General features: G+C 37.4%; 18 protein-coding genes, 1 rRNA gene and 1 riboswitch. Of the genes, 13 read left to right on the top strand and 6 right to left on the bottom strand.

Translation table 11 applies throughout. The annotated features are described in order from the left end of the window. From rrf to MN204_RS14465, 3 genes are all read left to right on the top strand, one after another. Nucleotides 1–96, top strand: a 5S ribosomal RNA gene (gene rrf / locus MN204_RS14455); the annotation flags it as partial. A 623-nt stretch (nt 97–719) separates the two neighbouring features. Next, nucleotides 720–1,157, top strand: coding sequence for a CBS domain-containing protein (locus MN204_RS14460; protein ID WP_249871795.1), 438 nt, complete (start codon nt 720–722; stop codon nt 1,155–1,157). Between the two features lie 414 nt (nt 1,158–1,571). Next, entirely contained in the window at nt 1,572–2,180 is a 609-nt protein-coding gene (locus tag MN204_RS14465; protein WP_249871796.1) for a YitT family protein, read from the top strand. Nucleotides 2,181–2,192: 12 nt separating this feature from the next. Here the strand turns inward: MN204_RS14465 and MN204_RS14470 are convergent, their stop codons facing one another. Both MN204_RS14470 and MN204_RS14475 read right to left on the bottom strand, forming a co-directional pair. Next, nucleotides 2,193–3,410 (bottom strand): MFS transporter, encoded by a 1,218-nt coding sequence (locus MN204_RS14470; protein WP_249871991.1) that lies wholly within the window; start codon nt 3,408–3,410, stop codon nt 2,193–2,195. A 211-nt stretch (nt 3,411–3,621) separates the two neighbouring features. Next, nucleotides 3,622–4,122 carry a DUF3231 family protein gene (locus MN204_RS14475; protein ID WP_249871797.1) on the bottom strand — a complete coding sequence of 167 codons (501 nt, stop codon included), beginning with the start codon at nt 4,120–4,122 and terminating at the stop codon, nt 3,622–3,624. Between the two features lie 209 nt (nt 4,123–4,331). Between MN204_RS14475 and MN204_RS14480 the strand changes: the two genes are divergently transcribed. From MN204_RS14480 to MN204_RS14490, 3 genes are read left to right on the top strand one after another with little or no spacing between them, the layout of a single operon-like run. Beyond that, a complete protein-coding gene (locus MN204_RS14480) occupies nt 4,332–5,282 on the top strand; it encodes a sulfonate ABC transporter substrate-binding protein (protein ID WP_249871798.1) in 951 nt (316 codons plus the stop codon). Nucleotides 5,283–5,314: 32 nt separating this feature from the next. Beyond that, on the top strand, nt 5,315–6,070 hold the full coding sequence (locus MN204_RS14485) for an ABC transporter permease subunit (protein WP_249871992.1): 756 nt from the start codon (nt 5,315–5,317) through the stop codon (nt 6,068–6,070). Nucleotides 6,071–6,100: 30 nt separating this feature from the next. Further along, on the top strand, nt 6,101–6,871 hold the full coding sequence (locus MN204_RS14490; RefSeq protein ID WP_438804709.1) for an ATP-binding cassette domain-containing protein: 771 nt from the start codon (nt 6,101–6,103) through the stop codon (nt 6,869–6,871). A 54-nt stretch (nt 6,872–6,925) separates the two neighbouring features. Here the strand turns inward: MN204_RS14490 and MN204_RS14495 are convergent, their stop codons facing one another. Next, nucleotides 6,926–7,054, bottom strand: coding sequence for a DUF2619 domain-containing protein (locus tag MN204_RS14495; protein ID WP_306798720.1), 129 nt, complete (start codon nt 7,052–7,054; stop codon nt 6,926–6,928). Nucleotides 7,055–7,355: 301 nt separating this feature from the next. Here MN204_RS14495 and MN204_RS14500 point away from each other — a divergent pair, with 301 nt between their 5' ends. Continuing rightward, nucleotides 7,356–8,117, top strand: a complete 762-nt coding sequence (locus tag MN204_RS14500; RefSeq protein WP_249871799.1) for a class I SAM-dependent methyltransferase — start codon at nt 7,356–7,358, stop codon at nt 8,115–8,117. 267 nt (nt 8,118–8,384) lie between these two features. On the opposite strand, the gene MN204_RS14505 is transcribed toward MN204_RS14500, so the two are convergent. Continuing rightward, the gene (locus MN204_RS14505) at nt 8,385–8,846 is read right to left on the bottom strand and encodes a hypothetical protein (protein WP_249871800.1); all 462 of its coding nucleotides are present in this window, start codon (nt 8,844–8,846) and stop codon (nt 8,385–8,387) included. A gap of 176 nt (nt 8,847–9,022) precedes the next feature. Continuing rightward, a riboswitch (Lysine riboswitch) is annotated at nt 9,023–9,202 on the top strand. A 105-nt stretch (nt 9,203–9,307) separates the two neighbouring features. Here MN204_RS14505 and dapA point away from each other — a divergent pair. Continuing rightward, on the top strand, nt 9,308–10,201 hold the full coding sequence (gene dapA / locus MN204_RS14510; protein ID WP_249871801.1) for a 4-hydroxy-tetrahydrodipicolinate synthase: 894 nt from the start codon (nt 9,308–9,310) through the stop codon (nt 10,199–10,201). A gap of 264 nt (nt 10,202–10,465) precedes the next feature. Further along, on the top strand, nt 10,466–10,834 hold the full coding sequence (locus MN204_RS14515; protein ID WP_249871802.1) for a DUF1801 domain-containing protein: 369 nt from the start codon (nt 10,466–10,468) through the stop codon (nt 10,832–10,834). 412 nt (nt 10,835–11,246) lie between these two features. Here MN204_RS14515 and MN204_RS14520 read toward each other — a convergent pair whose 3' ends face one another. Then, nucleotides 11,247–11,438: a hypothetical protein gene (locus MN204_RS14520; protein ID WP_249871803.1), complete on the bottom strand. Its 192-nt coding sequence runs from the start codon at nt 11,436–11,438 to the stop codon at nt 11,247–11,249. Nucleotides 11,439–11,577: 139 nt separating this feature from the next. Between MN204_RS14520 and MN204_RS14525 the strand changes: the two genes are divergently transcribed. Together MN204_RS14525 and MN204_RS14530 are read left to right on the top strand one after the other, a co-directional pair. Next, nucleotides 11,578–11,793 carry a hypothetical protein gene (locus MN204_RS14525; RefSeq protein WP_249871804.1) on the top strand — a complete coding sequence of 72 codons (216 nt, stop codon included), beginning with the start codon at nt 11,578–11,580 and terminating at the stop codon, nt 11,791–11,793. A 406-nt stretch (nt 11,794–12,199) separates the two neighbouring features. Further along, on the top strand, nt 12,200–14,944 hold the full coding sequence (locus MN204_RS14530; RefSeq protein ID WP_249871805.1) for a GTP-binding protein: 2,745 nt from the start codon (nt 12,200–12,202) through the stop codon (nt 14,942–14,944). A 266-nt stretch (nt 14,945–15,210) separates the two neighbouring features. Here the strand turns inward: MN204_RS14530 and MN204_RS14535 are convergent, their stop codons facing one another. After that, complete coding sequence (locus tag MN204_RS14535; protein WP_249871806.1) at nt 15,211–15,642, bottom strand: hypothetical protein; 432 nt, start codon at nt 15,640–15,642, stop codon at nt 15,211–15,213. Nucleotides 15,643–16,114: 472 nt separating this feature from the next. Between MN204_RS14535 and MN204_RS14540 the strand changes: the two genes are divergently transcribed. Continuing rightward, a complete protein-coding gene (locus tag MN204_RS14540) occupies nt 16,115–16,975 on the top strand; it encodes a VOC family protein (protein WP_249871995.1) in 861 nt (286 codons plus the stop codon). A gap of 409 nt (nt 16,976–17,384) precedes the next feature. Next, entirely contained in the window at nt 17,385–18,224 is an 840-nt protein-coding gene (locus MN204_RS14545; RefSeq protein WP_249871807.1) for a cupin domain-containing protein, read from the top strand. The last annotated feature ends 999 nt before the right edge of the window (nt 18,225–19,223 follow it).

Consider the following 19,223-nt stretch of genomic DNA (forward strand, 5'->3'; position numbering starts at 1 on the left):
GGTCACACCTGTTCCCATCCCGAACACAGAAGTTAAGCTCTTCAGCGCCGATGGTAGTTGGGGCTTTGCCCCTGCAAGAGTAGGACGCCGCCAGGCAATAAAAAAACAGGAGATACGATTTTATCGTATCTCCTGTTTTTTTATTGCCTAGAAAATTATAGATTTATTCGGTTGTGGATAATTTGATTATCGACAAGTCGAACAACCCCACAGTACGGGGTTGCAGTAGGGAAGTATAGACTCATCTACCCTCATAAGTGGTGAAAAACCCTGGTGTGGAAAGCTTCTATTGAAAAAGAAATGGGTGACACGAACCGTCTCTAAATTTTCATGAACACATAAAGTTAGTCCCCCCTTCAAAATACTTAGTTTGCTCTTATGGAAGTAATTGTTAATGGCATCACCCTCTGTAGCAACTTCTATTTACGGTTTGCTTACTATCTGTAATTCACCAATTTCTTATCACGTTTCATACGTTGCAGTTGCAGCAAATTATGCGATCTGTTTTGCCTAATAATGTATGGAAACAGCCTATACATCACGGTAGAAAGAATCTTATTTAATTCTACCTGTCGATGAAATTTAACGATATTGGATAGCTTTATCAATAGTTGTACTGCTAACTTACACATAATAATAAGCTATCCAATTGAGGAATAAATTTCCTTTCATACTATCTTTAAATAGAATGAAACTATGAAATGAAAGGGGGTTTTTGGATGAAACATTCTTTGCGGGATATCATGACATCGGATGTTCACACAGTGAATGAATCACAATCCATTAAGGCAGCAGCGGAAATGATGAGTAAATATAACATTGGTGCTGTGCCGGTTGTGAATAGCAACGGTCGAATGGTTGGAATCATAACAGACCGTGATATAACACTCCGTTCTACAGCCCAAGGTGAAACTGCCCAAACACCAATATCAGAAGTCATGACTGCACAGCAAATTGTAAAGGGAACACCTGATATGGATGTTATTGAAGCTATACAATTAATGGCCAACCAACAAATACGTCGGTTGCCTGTAGTGGAGAATGAACAAATTGTAGGTATGGTTGCATTAGGTGACTTGGCTGTGGAAGAACAATACGATAATGAAGCTGAAAAGGCACTAACCAGTATTTCTACACCTGCTGCTCCTCAAAAGTAACTGAAGCTCCCAATCAACGTGTTTAATCGAAGGTTGTCCATTAGTAAAATTACTATAGGGCAATCTTTTTTTATGAGATAAACAAAGTAGGACATTTTGGCGCACTTAATTTAACAGATATATGGCTACCTACGTCCAGCTCTGGTTCCTAGAAACTCCTGCCCTTGCTAGCATTAAGTCAACCTCCGCTTCTGAACGTCCGGCGAAAGGGACTCCCCCCGCTCTTAAGTAGAAACTACCTCATGTAAAAAGAACACCACTGTACTTAAGCTTGTCGGCTGGAATGCCAAAACGAGTTTACCCAACTATCAAGAGTTTATCAATGACTTATTCATGTCCTGGCTTTGTTTTGAATAAGATGAAAAGAGTTGTCCTTAAACAGAAGAGAAGATACGATTATCCGGGAGGAACCCAATGAAACAGCTAGCAACAAAATTTGGACTAGTAGTAGCGGGAGGAACTATTCAAGGGTTTGGAATGGGTCTATTTTTATTTCCAAATTATATACCATCAGGTGGTGCTGGAGGGATTGCAGTTCTTTTAAACTATTGGTTTCAAATCAATATAGGCTTGGCATTATGGATCGTTAATTTATCCATGCTTTTTTTTGGAATAAAAATTCTTGGTAAACGATTCGCAGTTTGGACAGTAATAGGGATAACAATAACATCGATATCCCTCCATTTATTTGAGCAAGGTTTTTCACCGAATAGAAGTTTGCTTTTTGATGTTGTTGCAGGATCTGTATTTCTTGGAACTGGAATTGGAATTCTTATGCGGCAAGGAGTCTCCAATGGTGGTGTTGGAGTAGTTGCACTTATTATATCTAAAAAAAGAAATATGCTTCCCGGAAAGCCTTTATTTCTTGTGAATATATGCATTTTTTTAATGACTGCCATAATAATTGACTGGAAAATATTACTCCTAGCACTTATCAGTCAATGGATCTCAACAAAGATAATCGATCAAATATGCCAAATTACATGTTTTCATACCTATACACTTAACTGGCGGAAAAAGTAAAGATGGTGCTACTTAAAAATAATTATAGCGCACAGATGTAACCTTCTTTTCCTTTCCATCCTTTCCATTTACATGAAGCAAAAGCAGTACGAGCAGTCCGACGATAAGTGTAAAGGTCGCAATGGACAAAAACATGCCGGTTCTTGACCAATCCATTAAACGTGAAAATATGGGCGGGCCGAGTGCCACACCCAAAAATCGGACAGAACCATACAAAGAGGTTACAAATCCTCTCCTTTCTTTACCGACCGCTCCCGTTATAATGCTATTTACACAAGGGAGGATAAGCCCTGCACCTACACTGCTTAAAGCGAGAATTGCAAGAAAAGGGATTAGACTGTTGAAGAAGACAAGTGTTCCGTATGAAATTGTCTTTAAGAGGAAACCAAGCAACGCTAATCGTTTCATTCTTTCCAGATTCTTACCAATTTTACTTCCAGTGATATAAGATGTAATGACCATAACAAGCAATGGTATTGCTAAAATCAGACCTTTTACAACACCATCAATCTTAAATTCTGTTTCAAGATTATCCGAAAGATAAAATAAAATCCCAAATAGGGCAAATAAACAAGTTCCACCAGCAAGATATGTAGTAAAAAGCCATCGTCCTTCATGCTTAAATACACTCAACAAACCGCTTATATATTTCCGAAAAGGAGGGGGAGCCTGACGGTTGCTCTTTTCTTTAATAAAAATCCAAACAAGCAAAGCTGACACAACACTTAATAGGGGAAAAGTGAAAAATACGGAATACCATACGATTAATGCTAAAATTGAACCAAGTATCGGCGATAAGACTTTTCCCAATCCATTAGAAGCTTCGTATATTCCAAGTACCCGACTTTGTTCCCCACCTTTAAAAAGGTCACCAGTCAATGCCATGGCAATTGGTGAAGTCCCGGCCGCGCCGAAACCCTGTATGGTTCTTCCAATCATGATCCATAGAAAGGGATTAGAAAAGAATGCAGCACCTAATCCAGCAATTAAGCCACCCAGACCAAACACAAGTAGGGAAGGAATTATGATGATCTTTCTTGAAAAACGGTCTGAAAGGTATCCGACAAACGGAATAAAGATGGCGGCAGCTACGGAAAAAACGGTAATGGTTAAACTTACTTGCATTTTAGAAAGACCCAATGAAGCTTCCATTTTAGGAAATATTGGAATTAACATGGAATTTCCAAGCGTCATAATAAGTGGGATGGATCCGATCGCAGTAATAATCATACCCTTATTTTTCTTTGTCACTTTCTCTCCGCTCCTTGATATTGGCAATATATCTAGTTATATCCCGCATTTATGGGCTGTAGTGTAGTGCTCTTCCTCCCCCTAAGCGTGAGCAAATCAAACAGTGAAGGTGGAGTTGGGCCTTGTGTCATATCCTTGTGTTAATTGAGCAGGGAGAGAAAAGGAAATCTCCACAAGATGAATTATCACTTTATTTTATATTTAATGGTGGAGAAACCATCCATCCTTTGTCTTTTGTAATCTTTAACAGCTTGAGCTCATATTCTTCTTTTTGTTCTCCAAACTCACTGAACATCGTCCGTAAATCCTCTCGGTTAGCTATACCGGTTATATAGCTGCATAAAATTCTTTCTGCCATTAATTCTTTTTGAACCAGAACTGCAATTTCCGAATCATTAAACCTAGCACCGGCTGGTATGTCCTGAACTTCCACGTTTGGACGGTCTGGTGGAGCGGGTGGTAAGCGTATTCCAGCTTCTTTCAGTAGTGTCTCCACCTGCTGTTCTTCCTGTGTTAAGACATTTTCAAGAAGATCTTCCAGAAATGTTTTTAAATCATGTTCTCCACAGTGATTAATTAAAACTTGTAGCGTCACAAGCGTTCCTTTAGTACTGGATAAGTATGACCAGAGATTAAAAACTTCCCCGGAATGCAATGGCTCTTCCTGTTCTTTATTAGTAAGTACTCCCATTTCGAAATCCTCCTAGTAAATGCTTCTCCTTTAAGTTTTCCTGAAAGGAGATAAATTATCCTGCGGTATCAGCATTCAGAAGCTAATTACAATAACAATAATGAATATTTTTACTAGGCATTTTACCCAAGACAGGAACCTACTTTTAATTTATACATAATCTAAACACAGATATAAAATACATTTTAGCAAGGATGGTTTTAGTAATTATGTTTAAGAAATTGTCACTGTTCTTGATGAGTATACTATGCATTATTTTTGCTGGTTGCAGTATCAGTGATTCGTCAGCTAAATCGAATGAGGATGTTATTCGAATTGGTTATCAGAAAAATGGACCATTGATTATTTTAAAGTCTCTAGGAGCACTTGAGGATCGACTTGAGAAAGTTGGTTATAAAGTAGAATGGAATGAGTTCCAGGCAGGTCCGGCATTGGTTGAGGCTTTGAATGCGGGCAGTATCGACTTCGGGAGAACAGGAAACTCCCCGCCGATATTTGCCCAGGCGGCAGACGCTCCGTTTGTTACAGTAGCGGCTGGGAAATCAAAGTATGAGGGAAGCGGAATCTTAGTAGCGAAAGACTCTGAAATAAAATCAATTAAAGATTTAAAGAATAAGAAGGTAAGCTTTGCTAAGGGATCAAGTTCTCATTATCTCATCGTAAAAGCATTGGAAAGTGAAGGGTTACGTTATACAGATATCACTCCCGTGTTTTTATCGCCGGGTGATGCAAGAATTGCTTTTGAACAAGGCCAAACCGATGCAATGGTAGTTTGGGATCCGTTTACTTCTTCAACGGAAATAAATATGAATGCAACCCTTCTGGCCAATGGAGAGGGTTTTACAACCGATCGGGATTTCTTTATAGCAAATGTGACGTTCGCAGAGGAACATGAAGATTTAATTGAAATCATTTTGGATGAAATCGAAAGTTCATCTGTCTGGGCCAATAACCATCATGAAGAGCTAATAGAGATGCTAGTTCCTGTTTTAAATATTGATGAAGCTTCAATTAAGCTTGCAGTTGAACGTAGGGTGTATGGTGTAGATTCATTAAGTGATGAAATCGTTGAAGAGCAGCAGGAAATTGCTGATACCTTTTTCAGGCTGGATATTATCCCACGCGAAATCGATGTTAAGGATGTCATGAGTAAGCATTAATGAAAGAAAGGAGGGTGGGGCAAGTGAAGTTTATGATGATGGAATCAATAAAAAAATTCATTCCCTGGTTTTTACCCCTCTTATTGCTTGTAGGCTGGCAAGTATTCTCATGGGCGGGAGCTATTCCGGAGAGAATTTTGCCGGCACCTACAAAAGTTATGCAAGCTGGTATAGAACTTTTCTCAACAGGGGAATTATTCAGCCATATATCGATAAGTCTTGGAAGAGCATTAGCCGGATTTCTTATCGGAGGTGTAATAGGGTTCATATTTGGTCTATTAAATGGAATATTTCGGTCTGCGGATCTCTTCTTTGACACATCCATTCAAATGCTGCGAAATATCCCTCACCTGGCTTTAATCCCGCTTGTTATTTTATGGTTTGGAATAGGGGAAACATCGAAAATCTTTTTAGTTGCATTGGGCGTTCTTTTTCCAATATATATCAATACGTATCATGGCATAAAAAATGTCGATAAAGGATTAGTGGAGATGGGGCGTGCATATGGACTAAAAGGAATATCACTGTTTGTTACGGTCATTCTGCCCGGCGCAATGTCATCGATACTTGTAGGTATCCGTTTTTCATTGGGAGTGATGTGGTTAACACTTATCGTATCTGAAACGATATCTGCCCATACCGGAATCGGATATATGGCAATGAACGCAAGAGAATTTATGCAAATGGATGTCATTGTATTGAGTATTCTGCTCTATGCCTTGTTTGGGAAGTTATCAGATGTCATCGCCAGATATCTGGAGGCAAAGTTACTTAAGTGGAATGCATAAAATTAGTAACGTTTTAGGAGGTAATCCACCGTGAAACAGCCCAGGAAGAAAGAATATATTATGATTCATAATATACACAAAATCTATGGCGAACGGAAAGTTCTCAAAGGATTAGATTTAACGATACAAGAAGGGGAGTTCGTAGCAATTGTCGGAAAGAGTGGTTGTGGTAAAAGCACCTTACTGCGTTTAATTGCTGGACTTGAAAATTATCATGATGGTTTCATACGTATAAACAATGAACAATTACATGATATAAATAAATATGCAAGAATCATGTTCCAGGATGGACGCCTTCTTCCCTGGAAGCGGGTGATTGATAATGTAAGTATTGGGCTTTCAAGCGAATTCAAAATAAAAGCTATTGATGCATTGAGGCAAGTCGGATTAGAAGATCGGATGAACGACTGGCCGTCTAAGCTTTCCGGGGGACAGAAGCAGCGAGTAGCCTTGGCAAGGGCTCTCGTTCATAATCCTTCCCTGCTTTTATTGGATGAACCACTCGGTGCGCTTGATGCACTCACGAGAATTGAGATGCAGGACCTTATCGAATCATTGTGGAGTGAGAAAAAGTTTACATCGATTCTCGTCACGCATGATGTAGAAGAGGCTGTTGCTATTGCTGACCGGGTAATATTAATTGAAGATGGTGTCATTAGCGTAAATCAGCCTATTCGGTTACCGAGACCGAGACAGCGAACCCATCCCGCTTTTTCCATGTATGTAGAAGAAATCCTTGAAAAAATATTAAATCGCAATAAGATAGCATTGGTCAGGAATTCCAAAGAATTAAAAGTATGATACGAAGTACTCCTCATCCATAAATTATTAATGCTTCACCGAGTACTATCCAAATCATCTTATCGAAAGAGGCTTTATCTGCCAGGTTATAGAGTCTATTGCAGTCGTGGGGATTAAAATTATAGGTCCAATCAGAGCAAGGGTGCTGTTATTCATCAGTACCTTTTCCATTTCATTAAACATTAAATAAACAGCAAAGAATTTCGAAACTGCCTGAAAGTAATCTGTTTAAGATAATGGTGCAAAACCTTTAAAAGACTTGGATGCAATCTTTTATGATGGTATTATGAAGACGGTGTTATTTAAACTATTCAAGTAATTCTAAAGGGGAGAAGGACTGGGACATTATATGATTCAATTCAACAAGAATTATATTACAGTTTTTCAAAGTTCATTATATATGACAACCTCTGCGATCATACAAGCAAATAATGTTGTTATTATGACTGACTAAGAAATACACAAGAAGGAGTAGAATGAATTCATGTTAGGTTATTATAGTAAACTTTCTTCAGAAGTCTATGATTTGGACAAATATATTGGTCTTTCATTTGGAGATGTAGAATTTTATAGTAATAGGTTAGCATCTTGTGAGGGTAACATTCTTGAACCAGGAGTTGGAACGGGTCGAATCCTCATTCCACTTTTAGAAAAAGGCTTAAAAGTTGATGGCTTCGATGTTTCAGCAGAAATGTTAGAGATATGTCGTAATAATTGTAAAAAAAGAGGGTTTGACCCAAAATTATTTGAAGAGAAAATGGAGTCATTTTCATTAGATACAAAGTATGAAGCTATTATTGTGCCAACTGGAACATTCCTATTACTACACAAAAGAGAGGATTCTATTCAAGCATTAAAGAATTTCTATGATCATCTCTTAAACGGTGGAAAGCTTATTATAGATACCTTTTTGCAAACAGATGTAACAATTGACGAAGTATCTACAAGAACATGGGAAACTAAAAATGGGGATATGATTACATTAGAATCTAAAATAGTCGAAGTTGATTATATCAACCAGTACACAATATCTCACAATCGCTATGAAAAGTGGCGAAATGGTTTACTCATACAAACAGAATTAGAACGTTTTCCACTTCGCTGGTATGGAGTGGAAGAGTTTAAAATACTTCTTGAACAGGTTGGTTTTGAAGATATCGTAATATCAGCAGATTATCAATATGGACAATATCCGACGAAATCAAATCAATCCATTACATTCGAAGCGGTAGTTAATAAGAAATAACGTTATTCTTTTTTCCATCTTACCTGCAAATAAAAAATGAACCTTATAAAAAGTAAGGTTCATTTTAGTTTTTCCATGCATTAACTGGCTTAATCCCTACTTCTAAGCGTAAGAAACTATCACGTGAAGGTGGGAGCGGGCCTTATGTTATCCCCTTGTGGTATAAACAGCCGATTAATTCGTGATCCTGTTCATGTGCCATTCGGTTATACTAGTGGTTACTATTCAGTTGGGAGAAAGAACACCCTACTATAATGAAGTTTCACGTTATTCCACTTCATCTGTCAATCTTCTAAAGCCTTCTTGATGAAGGTAATCCGCCGCAGCATTATAGGTGGCATAAGTTCCGTCCAGTAAATCTCCTGCATAGACGTTCCATAAATCAAAATCCTCGACTATCTTAAGGATTTGTTTTTCACTGTTTATCCATGTTTCTTCAAAAGGTTCTGATTCAGAAAGGGATTCTATAGATTGTTTTATGATTTTATGCAACGCATCTGGGCTAAAATCACGAATGTTGACCATTCCTTTAGAATCGACAGTATAATGATCATCTATCTGTTCAGCATAGACAAATCCATTACCATTCGGGTGAAGATGGTATACGATGGTTTTCTTTTCCATAACACTTTCGGGGAAATGAAAATTAACACGACCTAGGGATACATCGTGACGTTCTAATTCCGGATAGGATTCAATAATTGCTAGTTTTTCTTCAAATGTAAGCATGTTACCTCCAACTTGTTTGTTTATTATAATTCAAGCCTATTATACCACGTCAAATTCCAAAAAATACTTGGATTTCGTACACCTATATGATTCTTCATTAAAAAGTTTGTTTTTGTGTGAGGTTATTGTTATAATACACATATCAATTGAATACTTTCTTATTTTAAGATATTTAAAGTAAGGATAGAGGTGCAGAAACCATTAGTACTTATGTGGAGGAGTGTGAGCTCCAACGATACATGAGGAAAGGGGAATTTGCCGAAGCGGATGGAAACTCATAATCCTGAAGCTGGTGCTGTCATTGAATAGATGCAGGACTGTCATATAGGGTGACTATATGGAGGGCTATCAAGCGTAGAACTATTACAGACGTTCTAAGCAGCAACGGCTCTCGTTGGTGCTTTTTATTTTGGTCCTCCACACCTATGCTAAACAATTCTAATAAAAGGGTGTGTGAAGTTATGAATTTCGGTAAAGTAATAACAGCGATGGTAACGCCATTTGATCAGACTGGTGAAATTGATTTTGAAGCAACTAGAGAATTAGTTAATTACCTGATTGCAAATGGATCAGACGGATTGGTGGTAGCGGGAACAACTGGCGAATCACCAACCCTGACACATCATGAAAAATTAAAGTTATTTAAATTTGTTGTGAAAGCAGCAGGTGGCAGAGTACCTATAATTGCTGGTACGGGTTCCAACAATACAAAAGAATCAGTCGAATTGACTAAACAAGCGGAAGCGGCAGGGGTAGACGCAATTATGCTTGTAGCACCATACTATAATAAACCTTCTCAGGAGGGAATGTATCAGCACTTCCGTACCATTGCGGAAAACACCTCACTGCCTGTAATGCTGTATAATATTCCGGGAAGAAGTGTAGTAAACATAGATCCGGAAACGATTATTCGTCTATCAAAAATAAAAAATATTGTATCTGTAAAAGAAGCAAGTGGTAATTTGGATCATACAGCGGAAATTATCAGTCATACTTCCGAAGATTTCAGTGTCTATACAGGTGAAGATAGTTTAACATTACCGACATTGGCTATTGGTGGAACGGGGATTGTTTCTGTTTCCTCTCACATTATCGGAAATGAGATGCAGGAAATGATAGAGCATTTTTATAATGGGAAAGTAACCGATGCAGCTGTAATCCATCGTCAGATTTTACCAGTAATGCAAGCTCTGTTTGCAGCACCAAATCCAACTGCGGTAAAAGAAGCATTGAACAGAATTGGCATACGTGTTGGGGGAGTGCGCCTTCCGCTGATTCCACTAAGTGAAGCGGAGCAGGAAGCATTATCAAAAGTAATTGCTGCATACGAAAGAAAAGAAGTTTCAGGATATTAATCCGTTAGGGAATAAGCAACAATGCTTATTCCCTTTTCCTTTCCAGATAGTAAACGCGGTGGGGAGCGGTCCGCTACCACTAGTATAAAAAGAATAAAACTTACGAACTCCATAAGTGCAACGAAGACATATACGGAAAGGTATGGAAATCAAATAAACCCCTTTGCTTTTTCCTCCTCTATTAAAGTGAGGTATACTTACAGATAAGATGTTCATCACATGAAAGTGGTTTTAAATCTAAATAGGATTTGGAAGGAGCGACGAATGGCTGATAAAATAAGAACCGTAAAAGAAGTTGATCAATTTATTGAGGAATTGCCAGATGAGATTCAAACAATTACCGATACTTTGAGAAATATCATTCTTAAATCTTCCCCAGAGCTAAAAGAAGAATTTAAATGGTCCATGCCAAACTATTCGTATAATGGATTGGTTTGCTATTTGCAAGCTTCCAAAAAACATGTGAATCTCGGTTTTCATAAAGGGAATGAACTTGAGGTGAAAGACATGGATGAACTATTGCAAGGAAATGGAAAAACAATGAGGCATATTAGAATTAAAAACATGGAAGAAATTAACCGAGATTCTTTTACCATACTAATACGAGCAGCAGTCGCATTGAACGAGGATTAACCTACGATATAGAGGAAAATAATAGATTCTTTCATTTTTAGCAGATAGAAAAGTATTAAACTTTCCTATTCTATGTGCAACGTGGCTGTCATCGAAAGGCATGATGACAGCCACGTGTTCTACTATCTCTAAGGAGCAATGAAACTGTCTATGTACAACAAAGTTCTCACTAAAAGGAATGTTGTATTTTTTGCATGAATAGGATTAAAATCGGGAAAGAGCATACAAAGAAGCCAATGTAACATCGGCTATTTCAAGTCTTTTCTTCTAAATTCCATTTGATTTTGAAGAAAAACGCTCCGTAAGTAGTCAAGTTTCAATTATCCAAAAGGAGTAAGCAATCCGTAAATCAGTACTTACTCCTTCAATTTCCACCAATTTGCGCTATAGCTTGTAAGCAAGTAGCCTTTACCTAGGAGTTGTGAAATGCTTGTTTAATCTCTTTCTCAGCGATAAATGTATTCGCTGACTCTAAGCTGCGATGTTCATCTATCGAGTCTCCGGTTATTCGATTATCCGTCACGGTGGTTATACCAGCTTGGACGCTGATTCTTTCTTTTTTATCCTGTTTCGGTAAATCGTTAGTTGTATTATCATTTGCCATTTTTATCACCTCATTAGATAATATGTACAGTATGTTTCACTTTATTTCGTTCAAATCAATCTGTTTACAGATTGATGCTGTATTTCTAATCTATATATTGAATCCCCATTGGTTATATTACCTTTAGGAGGTGAAAAATGTGGATAAGAAAAAAGAGCGCAATGAACAGAAAATAAATGTAAAATTAGGTGGCATGGGTTTGTATGGGACCACTTCCAATACAGAAATCGCCGGTTACATGGCTTCTGGCGACATTGAAAATGCCGGAAGATTGGATAAAGGCTTCAAGAAAGTCGAAGATGAGGACACTGCTCCTGAAGCATCTGTTCTAGAAGGTGATCAGGAAGGATATTAACAGAATAGATACAGAAGGGCTTCGTCACTAGTTGGACAAAGCCCTCTGCAATGATTATAAACATAATAATTCTTGTCTGGAATATACATAGTTATTGTGCTAACCCAGTAATGAAGGACTTTGTTCCAAAATGAACAGACAGCTCTGTCTACTGAAGTTACATTCACTTATATAAACTACTCTAGTTCCTGCTGATTATGGTATAAATTGCTTATAACAATGGGATTTTGGTCATAAACACCAAGGACAGAACGAATTTTCTAAAGAAAAGATTTTTATCAAGCATGAACGGGATTGTAACTCCCTAACTCTACGGGATGAAATAACAAGACGTGTAGGTTGGGAAAAAGAAATCTCACTGTTTCACTGTATCGTAAAATTCTAAAAAGCATTGCGGGGGATCAACATGACATTAGAGCAGCAATTAATAAGTAAATCCTATTATAAAACATTGATTGGTGATAATGAAACGATGCATCCAATGAAAGTTTTGGGTGAAATGTATATGGCGGAACAACAAAATGAAGTGACTGATTTATCGTCCATCCGCTATTCTCAAGGAGAGGTATATTTTTTAAATAAAGATTTCGAAGCGGCAATTTTTAAATGGGAAAATATTTCAAATGATTTGAAGCCTTGGGCACAGAAAAATATAGCAGATGCGCATTTTGAATTAGATTTGCTTGCAATTGCAGAAGACTATTATAAAGCAGTTGAAACGGATTCAGATGTTTTAAAAACAGAAGTCCTTCTACAGCTTTTTTCATTGTATACTCAGCTCGGAAAACTTGAAAAGGCGGTTCATGCCATTAAAAAGGCAGTTAACTTAAATCCGGATTATCCGGATGTGACAGATATGGCCCGTGCTTTCTTTGAGGATCAGCAGGATTTCGAAAATGCGATTCATCTTGCTGTCAAGGAGTCCATACGAACCGGTTCACTGACATGGTTCAGGGTATTGGAAACATACGTGAAAATGGGCCACACTGCAACGATGGAGCCGAATTATTTTAAGGAAGTACTGAAGTCGCTATATCATGCGGATCAGTCGTGTTTCGAAAGCCTTACAGCCGAACTTTGGAACAGTTACAGACAAAATGAACTGTATTTCCCATGGCTTAAGGAAATCAATCACCTTTTATTAGACATGGAACCCCAAAGCTACCATACATGGAAGAAGCTTTCAACGCTCTATAAAGAAACCTATTTTACTTTAACGGATGGAAGGTATCTAATTAGAGACTTGTCGCGTCTGATTCCGAATCTATTAACCAATTGGATGAAAATATGTACACCTTCAGATGCCCTAATCTCTTCATCAGCTACATTGGCCTGGAATGAGATCTTTCCTTCCTCCATTGATGAATCTATGATTAGTAAAGCACAGAGCATGGTGAGCCAATCTGCTGTTGATCAAAATGTTATGGAAGATGCGCTGAATCTTTTTGAAACAATCGGGAAATGGGCAAAGGATAACGGTGTGTTCTTGAGCGAGCGCCTTGAATGGATAATCCGAGAACTTCAGGATTTCAATCATTATCACCTGCTTGTATCGGCAGCCGAATCGCATGAAAAGACGATTTTTATTAACAACCTTCTTGGAGGCGAATTCTTGGAACCTTCTTCTCAAGCTACAATCCTATTTAAAGATACGCTTGAAGCGGAAATTCATGCCATAACGGACCAAGAAGTAAAAAGCATATCCGACGATGCCGACTATAAATCAACAATGAAACAACAAGATACACTTATTTCCGTGAAGACGCCGTTCTCATTCCTAAATGAAAATAAGATTGCTCTAATTGATGCTCCTGGATTGTCAGATAAGAATCAAGAGAAGAATGATATGCTCAAAGATTTACATTTCGCGGACAGCCTGGTGTTTGTCTTAAGTGGGGACGCACCACTGACAGCGAATCAGCTTGATATGGCAATTCAAATGAAGGAACAGGCACCAGAACTGACAATGCATTTCGTTCTAAATAAAATGGAAACCTCAGCTAACAACGAGGAAGCGAATGAATTAATTGAACACACTGTATCGACTGTGAATACGTATTTTCCGCATGCAAAGCTCTTTGGTTTATCAGCACATGATGAAGATGTGGATGGATGGAGTGAATTGTCTGAATTTATTGGGACGATAAAGAATGAGCAGAAGCTGGAAGAGAAACGTACAACAAAAATTCTTTATTATATAAAAGAATCAATTAAGTTTATGCTTGAGAAACGAATAGAAATGGAAAAGGCATACATTGAAAAAATCAAATGGAATGAAGAGATGGTTATAAAGCTCAAAGGAGCGGTTAATCAGTTAAGTGATATGGAAGAGGGAAAAATTCAGGTCATTAACACGTCATATAGCGAAATCAAACAAAAAATGAGCCAGGATCTGAAGAGCAAAATACCGGAGCTTATTCGCGACTCCTCTGAAATAGTGAAAGAAGATAGTAATTTTGAAAGAATCCATGTTGAGCTTAATGAAGAAATGAATCATCAAATCTTTAACTATATAGAAGAAAAGGTCTTACCTGATTTTCGAACCGCAATCCAGGGGTGGATAGTGGAAAGTGAATTGGAGTTCAAAGAAAGCCAGGAAAATTTGCATGAATTGAGCAGAAGCTTTAATCAACTTTACGGCGAAGAAAAGATTGCGCTAGATTGTGACTTTCAAGTGCTAGATGATTGGCGCCGTGATGCAGACCGGATGACAAGAGGTAAAATAAACCTCCAAAAAGCCAGTATACTGACGCGTTCCACTCCTTCACAATTTTTATTTAAAAGTGCAGGGAAACTGTTTGGAGCCCTTTCGCAAAATAAAGGAATGCTTCAAAATAAATATAAGCAATTCATCGAAAACAAAGATTATAGTGAAACAGCAGAATCAATTACAAATCAGTTTATGCATCAGTTCGAGATATTCGAAAATTCATTGGAACGGGATATAAATATGTTTTTCGCGAATCCATTGGAAGTACTGAATGTAACCTTGGAGGAAACACATAATGAGATAGAGGAAAATCAGAATACGCTAAGTGATATGCGAAAAAATCCGGAAGTTTATCGCGATCCACTTACCCTGTTCGAATTAAAGCTCCTTCAATATGAGCGGATGGCTGCTGCAGATGAACAAATCAAGGAATATCGTTAAATACTAAGAGGAAGCTACATAAGGTAGCTTCCTCTTGTTCGCATTATAGGAAGTATAAAGCTTTCCAATATGCATAAGTTTACTAAGAAGCGGAAAAAATTAAATTTATTCATTAAAAATAGTCATAGTTACTACATAACATAATCACTCAATCATATGTTATGTTATAGAGAAAATTCTAAGTTACGAATCATTTTAGTATTTCTTTAAATAAAGGAAATCGTTCAAACGCAGTTTTTCAACAGGCAATATCTAAAAAATCTTCATTAATAAAAGAATGGGAAAAACAATCTTCTAATTCCAAGAAAAGGGAAAGGGAAAGGGCGAAATCTTCTAAATCTGAAAGGAACCCGACCAAAGCCGCCATAAGGAGGGTAGCCAAATCCTCCACCAAAACCAAATTGCCTATTTTCACCATTTTCATTTGAATCCTCAGGGCGTTGGTCACCCATAGGCATAAGGATTTGCACATTTTCGGCATCTACATTAATAATTATCCCATCGTACACTTTTCCATCAGTTGTTTCCACCATGACATAGTGATCTCTGTGCTTATTGCAAAAATCAAACATTTCCCTGTGGTGACTATGACCATGACTATAGTCTCCCATTGTACCTTCATGCATTTGCATAGGCATCTCGTTCATACTTGGATAAGCCATTGGATGTTGCATATTCATACCATCTTGTCGTTGCATTTTAAATAAAACCTCCTATTCATTTTACATTGTATACTATGTAGTACTGTTGTATTAAGTACTGGGCGTCTGTCTATTTTTGCAAGTATGAACGTTTATACTTTCATACTTGCATAAGTGCAACGAAGGTATTACCAAGGTTTCTAACTAATCTTTACGCTTACTAGTAATTATTTATTTTATAGGCATGTGAGGGAGTTTTAAGTAAAAATCCTTTCTAATTGCATAATTGGACGATTTTTCATTTAGCTGAATCGTCCTTTTTGGGTAGGTGAAAAAGTATAAACTTACCAACCAGCATAAGTGCTACGAGGGCTGTAACCGAAAGGATAGTGACAACCACCACGTCTGCTAAAGTATATACAGCTTCGTTATCATGACTTGACAAAATATAATAACATAAGTAAACTTACTTACATAAAGTAACTATAAAGTAAAAATATAATAAGATATACATAAAGGAGGAATTTCTATCAATTTTCATCGGAAACCAAATATATTTGTTGGTCATGTAAGGATTAAGGTGGAAAATTTAGAGCGCTCACTAAATTATTATAAAGAGATAATAGGTTTTCAAATTTTGGAACAAACGGAAACAACAGCTGTATTAACAACAGATGGCAGGACAAGTATATTGTCATTGGAACAGCCGGAAAATGTTATTCCAAAAGAAGGAAAGACGACTGGGTTATATCATTTTGCCATACTATTGCCTCGTAGATCAGATTTAGCTGGTATTGTAAATTATCTTGGTGAAAAAGGAATCCGTTTTGGATCATCCGATCACCTTGTCAGTGAAGCCCTTTATTTAAAAGACCCGGATGGTAACGGTATTGAAATTTATATAGATCGGGATCCTTCTGTTTGGAGCTGGAATGAGGGAGAAGTTGCAATGGCAGTGGATCCACTCGATTTTGAAGACCTTTCATCCAGTTTGAAACAGGGGGAGTTATGGAATGGCCTGCCCGAAGAAACAGTAATGGGCCATATCCATTTGCATGTTGCTGAATTGGAAAAGACAGAGAAATTTTACGTAGAGGGACTTGGCTTTGATATCGTAAACAGATATGGGGCACAGGCGCTATTTCTTTCCACCGGTAAGTATCATCATCATATTGGGTTAAATACGTGGAATGGAGTGGGTGCACCTGCTCCATCTGTAAACAGCCCGGGTCTGGAATCTTATACACTTCTATTGCCGAATGAGGAAGCTCTGAAACATACAGTAATAAATTTAGAGCGTATTGGTGCAGATATTAAACGACAATACAATGATTTTATGACCTATGATCCTTCGGGAAATTGTATTATATTAAAAATTGCCGAATATTGAAGATCAATTAAATAGCCGTCATGAAAAGGCTGTTCCAAAAGGTAGTAATGACTACGCTTTAGGAACAGCTTTTTTTGGCGGATAGAAAAGTCTAAAACTTTCATATCTGTATAAGTGCAACGAAGGTTGTCGCTGAAATGCTTGGTAACAATATTTTTTTAAAAATGAGTGATTTAGCAGAATTAAGCAGGGTGTATCCAAAAGATATTGAGTTATTTTTCATCATAGAGCTATGGTTTACACGTATGTTATCTTTTGAATAATAAATCGCACATCTATTATGGAGGCACATTCCCTATACATCGTGCATAGGATGTTTTTAGTATTCATGAAAGGAATGAACAAAATGTACGATTCTTCTAATATGTATCCGTATTACGTAAACGCGCCCTCGTCTAACCAGGAGTTTATGTCAGGAGATTTTGTAGAACATAGTCAACAAGAATTGGATGCTATACAGTCTGCGATAAAAGGGAAAGCAAGCACAGTTGAATTTTATAGTCGTTTGGCGGATATTGCGCCAAATCAACAGGATAAGGAAGAAATTCTCCATGCCGTGGAAAATGAAAAAGCGCTTCTGCAGCAATTTACTGATCTTTATCGATCGTTCACTGGCCGTGAGCCTGATTATGAAATCGATAACGTTACGTTTAGCTCTTATTCAGAGGGACTACAAAAAGCTTATGAAGCAATATTAGAGGCTCATGAGGAATACCGAAACAGCTATCAGCGTACACAGCAACCACCAATTCAACAGGTATTTTTACAGGCTGGAACGGAAGAAGTTAATCTAGCTAAGAGATTTAGTTCTTTAGGATCACATCAAGATGGAATGGAGATACGAGATTATGGTTCACGTCCATTTGTAGTGGATATAGAGGAAGCCACCAAACAAAACCGTACGTTTCGAACTGCCTTATGGACAGGTAGTAATTTACAGGTTACATTGATGAGTATCGCGGTTGGAGATGATATCGGTTTAGAAATTCATCCAGCGGTAGATCAATTTTTACGTATTGAAGAGGGGCAAGGATTGGTTCAGATGGGTGACAGGCAGGATCGATTGGATTTTCAAGCAAGGGTCTATGATGACTATGCAATCATGGTTCCTGCTGGTAAATGGCACAATCTGACGAATACGGGAGATAAGCCTCTTAAACTTTATACAATCTACGCACCACCAGAACATCCATTTGGCACTGTTCATGTAACGAAAGCAGATGCAATAGCGGCTGAACAAAAAAGATAGTAGTCATTAAAGAATAAGGATGTGAAAGAGGATGAAGATTATTCGAATCAGCTTTATTTCACATCCTTATTCAATAATTAACTTTGGTAATGAATTTATTTTAGAATTGATGGGGGATAAGCGAACCATTCTAAATAGATGTTTCTGTAAAAGGACATGAAAGTCTATACTATTTATACTTGAGACATAAAATTCTAAACTCTGTAAGTTTCTGACTATTCAAATATTAACGAAAAAAGGGGGAGAGATCCTGCGAATAATTGCGAGTAAATACTAAATAAATTAAGGGAGTGAAGTGGATTGGTATATCTAGATCATAAACCAATAATAGAAGGGGAGAAAGTTGTTCTCAGATCGTTCAAGGGTGAAGACTTTCTTTTTAGCAGATAGGAAAGTATAAAACTTTCCTATCTGCATAAGTGCAACTAAGGCTGTCACCGAAAGGCTTGGTGACAACCAAGTTTTCTAATGGAAGAATGCTTAAAAGACCATGAAGTATTAAAACTGACAGAAAGCGGTTCGGATTTTGATAAGGAATCAATTCTCCAATGGTATAATACAAAAAATGAACAAACAGAACGCTTGGATCTTGCAATTGTTGACCAATCCCAGGGCCAAGTATGTTTTTAAAAGATTAAATACGATGGGGGGCGTCAGCTGTGAAATTTTGATTGTATATTAGTTTCAATAGTGATATTTAAGGATTCAATAATCGAGTTTGTAGATAAAAAATTTTAACATTCTACAATTGAGTCATTCAGTTTAATATAATATGGGTCCTTTTTTTAAAAACAAAGAGGTTGAATTCCAAGGCAATGCTAAAATTCTCTAGAAAGATCGAGTTTATAGGATGAGGCTATTATCAATTATGTAACCAAAATATCAATTAAACTAGTTTAGTGAAAAAATCCTCGGGGATATATACTATCTTATTAGTAATTATTTTAAATAAAAGGTGGTTAAAACGGAGTGCTTCCGGGCCACGAAACTTCTTTCAAG

The organism is Oceanobacillus saliphilus (genome assembly GCF_023522835.1).
GTDB lineage: Bacteria > Bacillota > Bacilli > Bacillales > Amphibacillaceae > Oceanobacillus > Oceanobacillus saliphilus.

Excerpts from the sequence above, each read along its gene's own strand:
- MN204_RS14515 (WP_249871802.1), top strand. The coding sequence starts at position 10,466 with ATGGCTGATAAAATAAGAACCGTAAAAGAAGTTGATCAATTTATTGAG.
- MN204_RS14485 (WP_249871992.1), top strand. The coding sequence starts at position 5,315 with ATGATGATGGAATCAATAAAAAAATTCATTCCCTGGTTTTTACCCCTC.
- MN204_RS14530 (WP_249871805.1), top strand. The coding sequence starts at position 12,200 with ATGACATTAGAGCAGCAATTAATAAGTAAATCCTATTATAAAACATTG.
- dapA (WP_249871801.1), top strand. The coding sequence starts at position 9,308 with ATGAATTTCGGTAAAGTAATAACAGCGATGGTAACGCCATTTGATCAG.
- MN204_RS14535 (WP_249871806.1), bottom strand. The coding sequence starts at position 15,642 with ATGCAACGACAAGATGGTATGAATATGCAACATCCAATGGCTTATCCA.
- MN204_RS14475 (WP_249871797.1), bottom strand. The coding sequence starts at position 4,122 with ATGGGAGTACTTACTAATAAAGAACAGGAAGAGCCATTGCATTCCGGG.
- MN204_RS14460 (WP_249871795.1), top strand. The coding sequence starts at position 720 with ATGAAACATTCTTTGCGGGATATCATGACATCGGATGTTCACACAGTG.
- MN204_RS14520 (WP_249871803.1), bottom strand. The coding sequence starts at position 11,438 with ATGGCAAATGATAATACAACTAACGATTTACCGAAACAGGATAAAAAA.
- MN204_RS14545 (WP_249871807.1), top strand. The coding sequence starts at position 17,385 with ATGTCAGGAGATTTTGTAGAACATAGTCAACAAGAATTGGATGCTATA.
- MN204_RS14505 (WP_249871800.1), bottom strand. The coding sequence starts at position 8,846 with ATGCTTACATTTGAAGAAAAACTAGCAATTATTGAATCCTATCCGGAA.
- MN204_RS14500 (WP_249871799.1), top strand. The coding sequence starts at position 7,356 with ATGTTAGGTTATTATAGTAAACTTTCTTCAGAAGTCTATGATTTGGAC.
- MN204_RS14470 (WP_249871991.1), bottom strand. The coding sequence starts at position 3,410 with ATGATTATTACTGCGATCGGATCCATCCCACTTATTATGACGCTTGGA.
- MN204_RS14465 (WP_249871796.1), top strand. The coding sequence starts at position 1,572 with ATGAAACAGCTAGCAACAAAATTTGGACTAGTAGTAGCGGGAGGAACT.
- MN204_RS14495 (WP_306798720.1), bottom strand. The coding sequence starts at position 7,054 with ATGTTTAATGAAATGGAAAAGGTACTGATGAATAACAGCACCCTTGCT.
- MN204_RS14480 (WP_249871798.1), top strand. The coding sequence starts at position 4,332 with ATGTTTAAGAAATTGTCACTGTTCTTGATGAGTATACTATGCATTATT.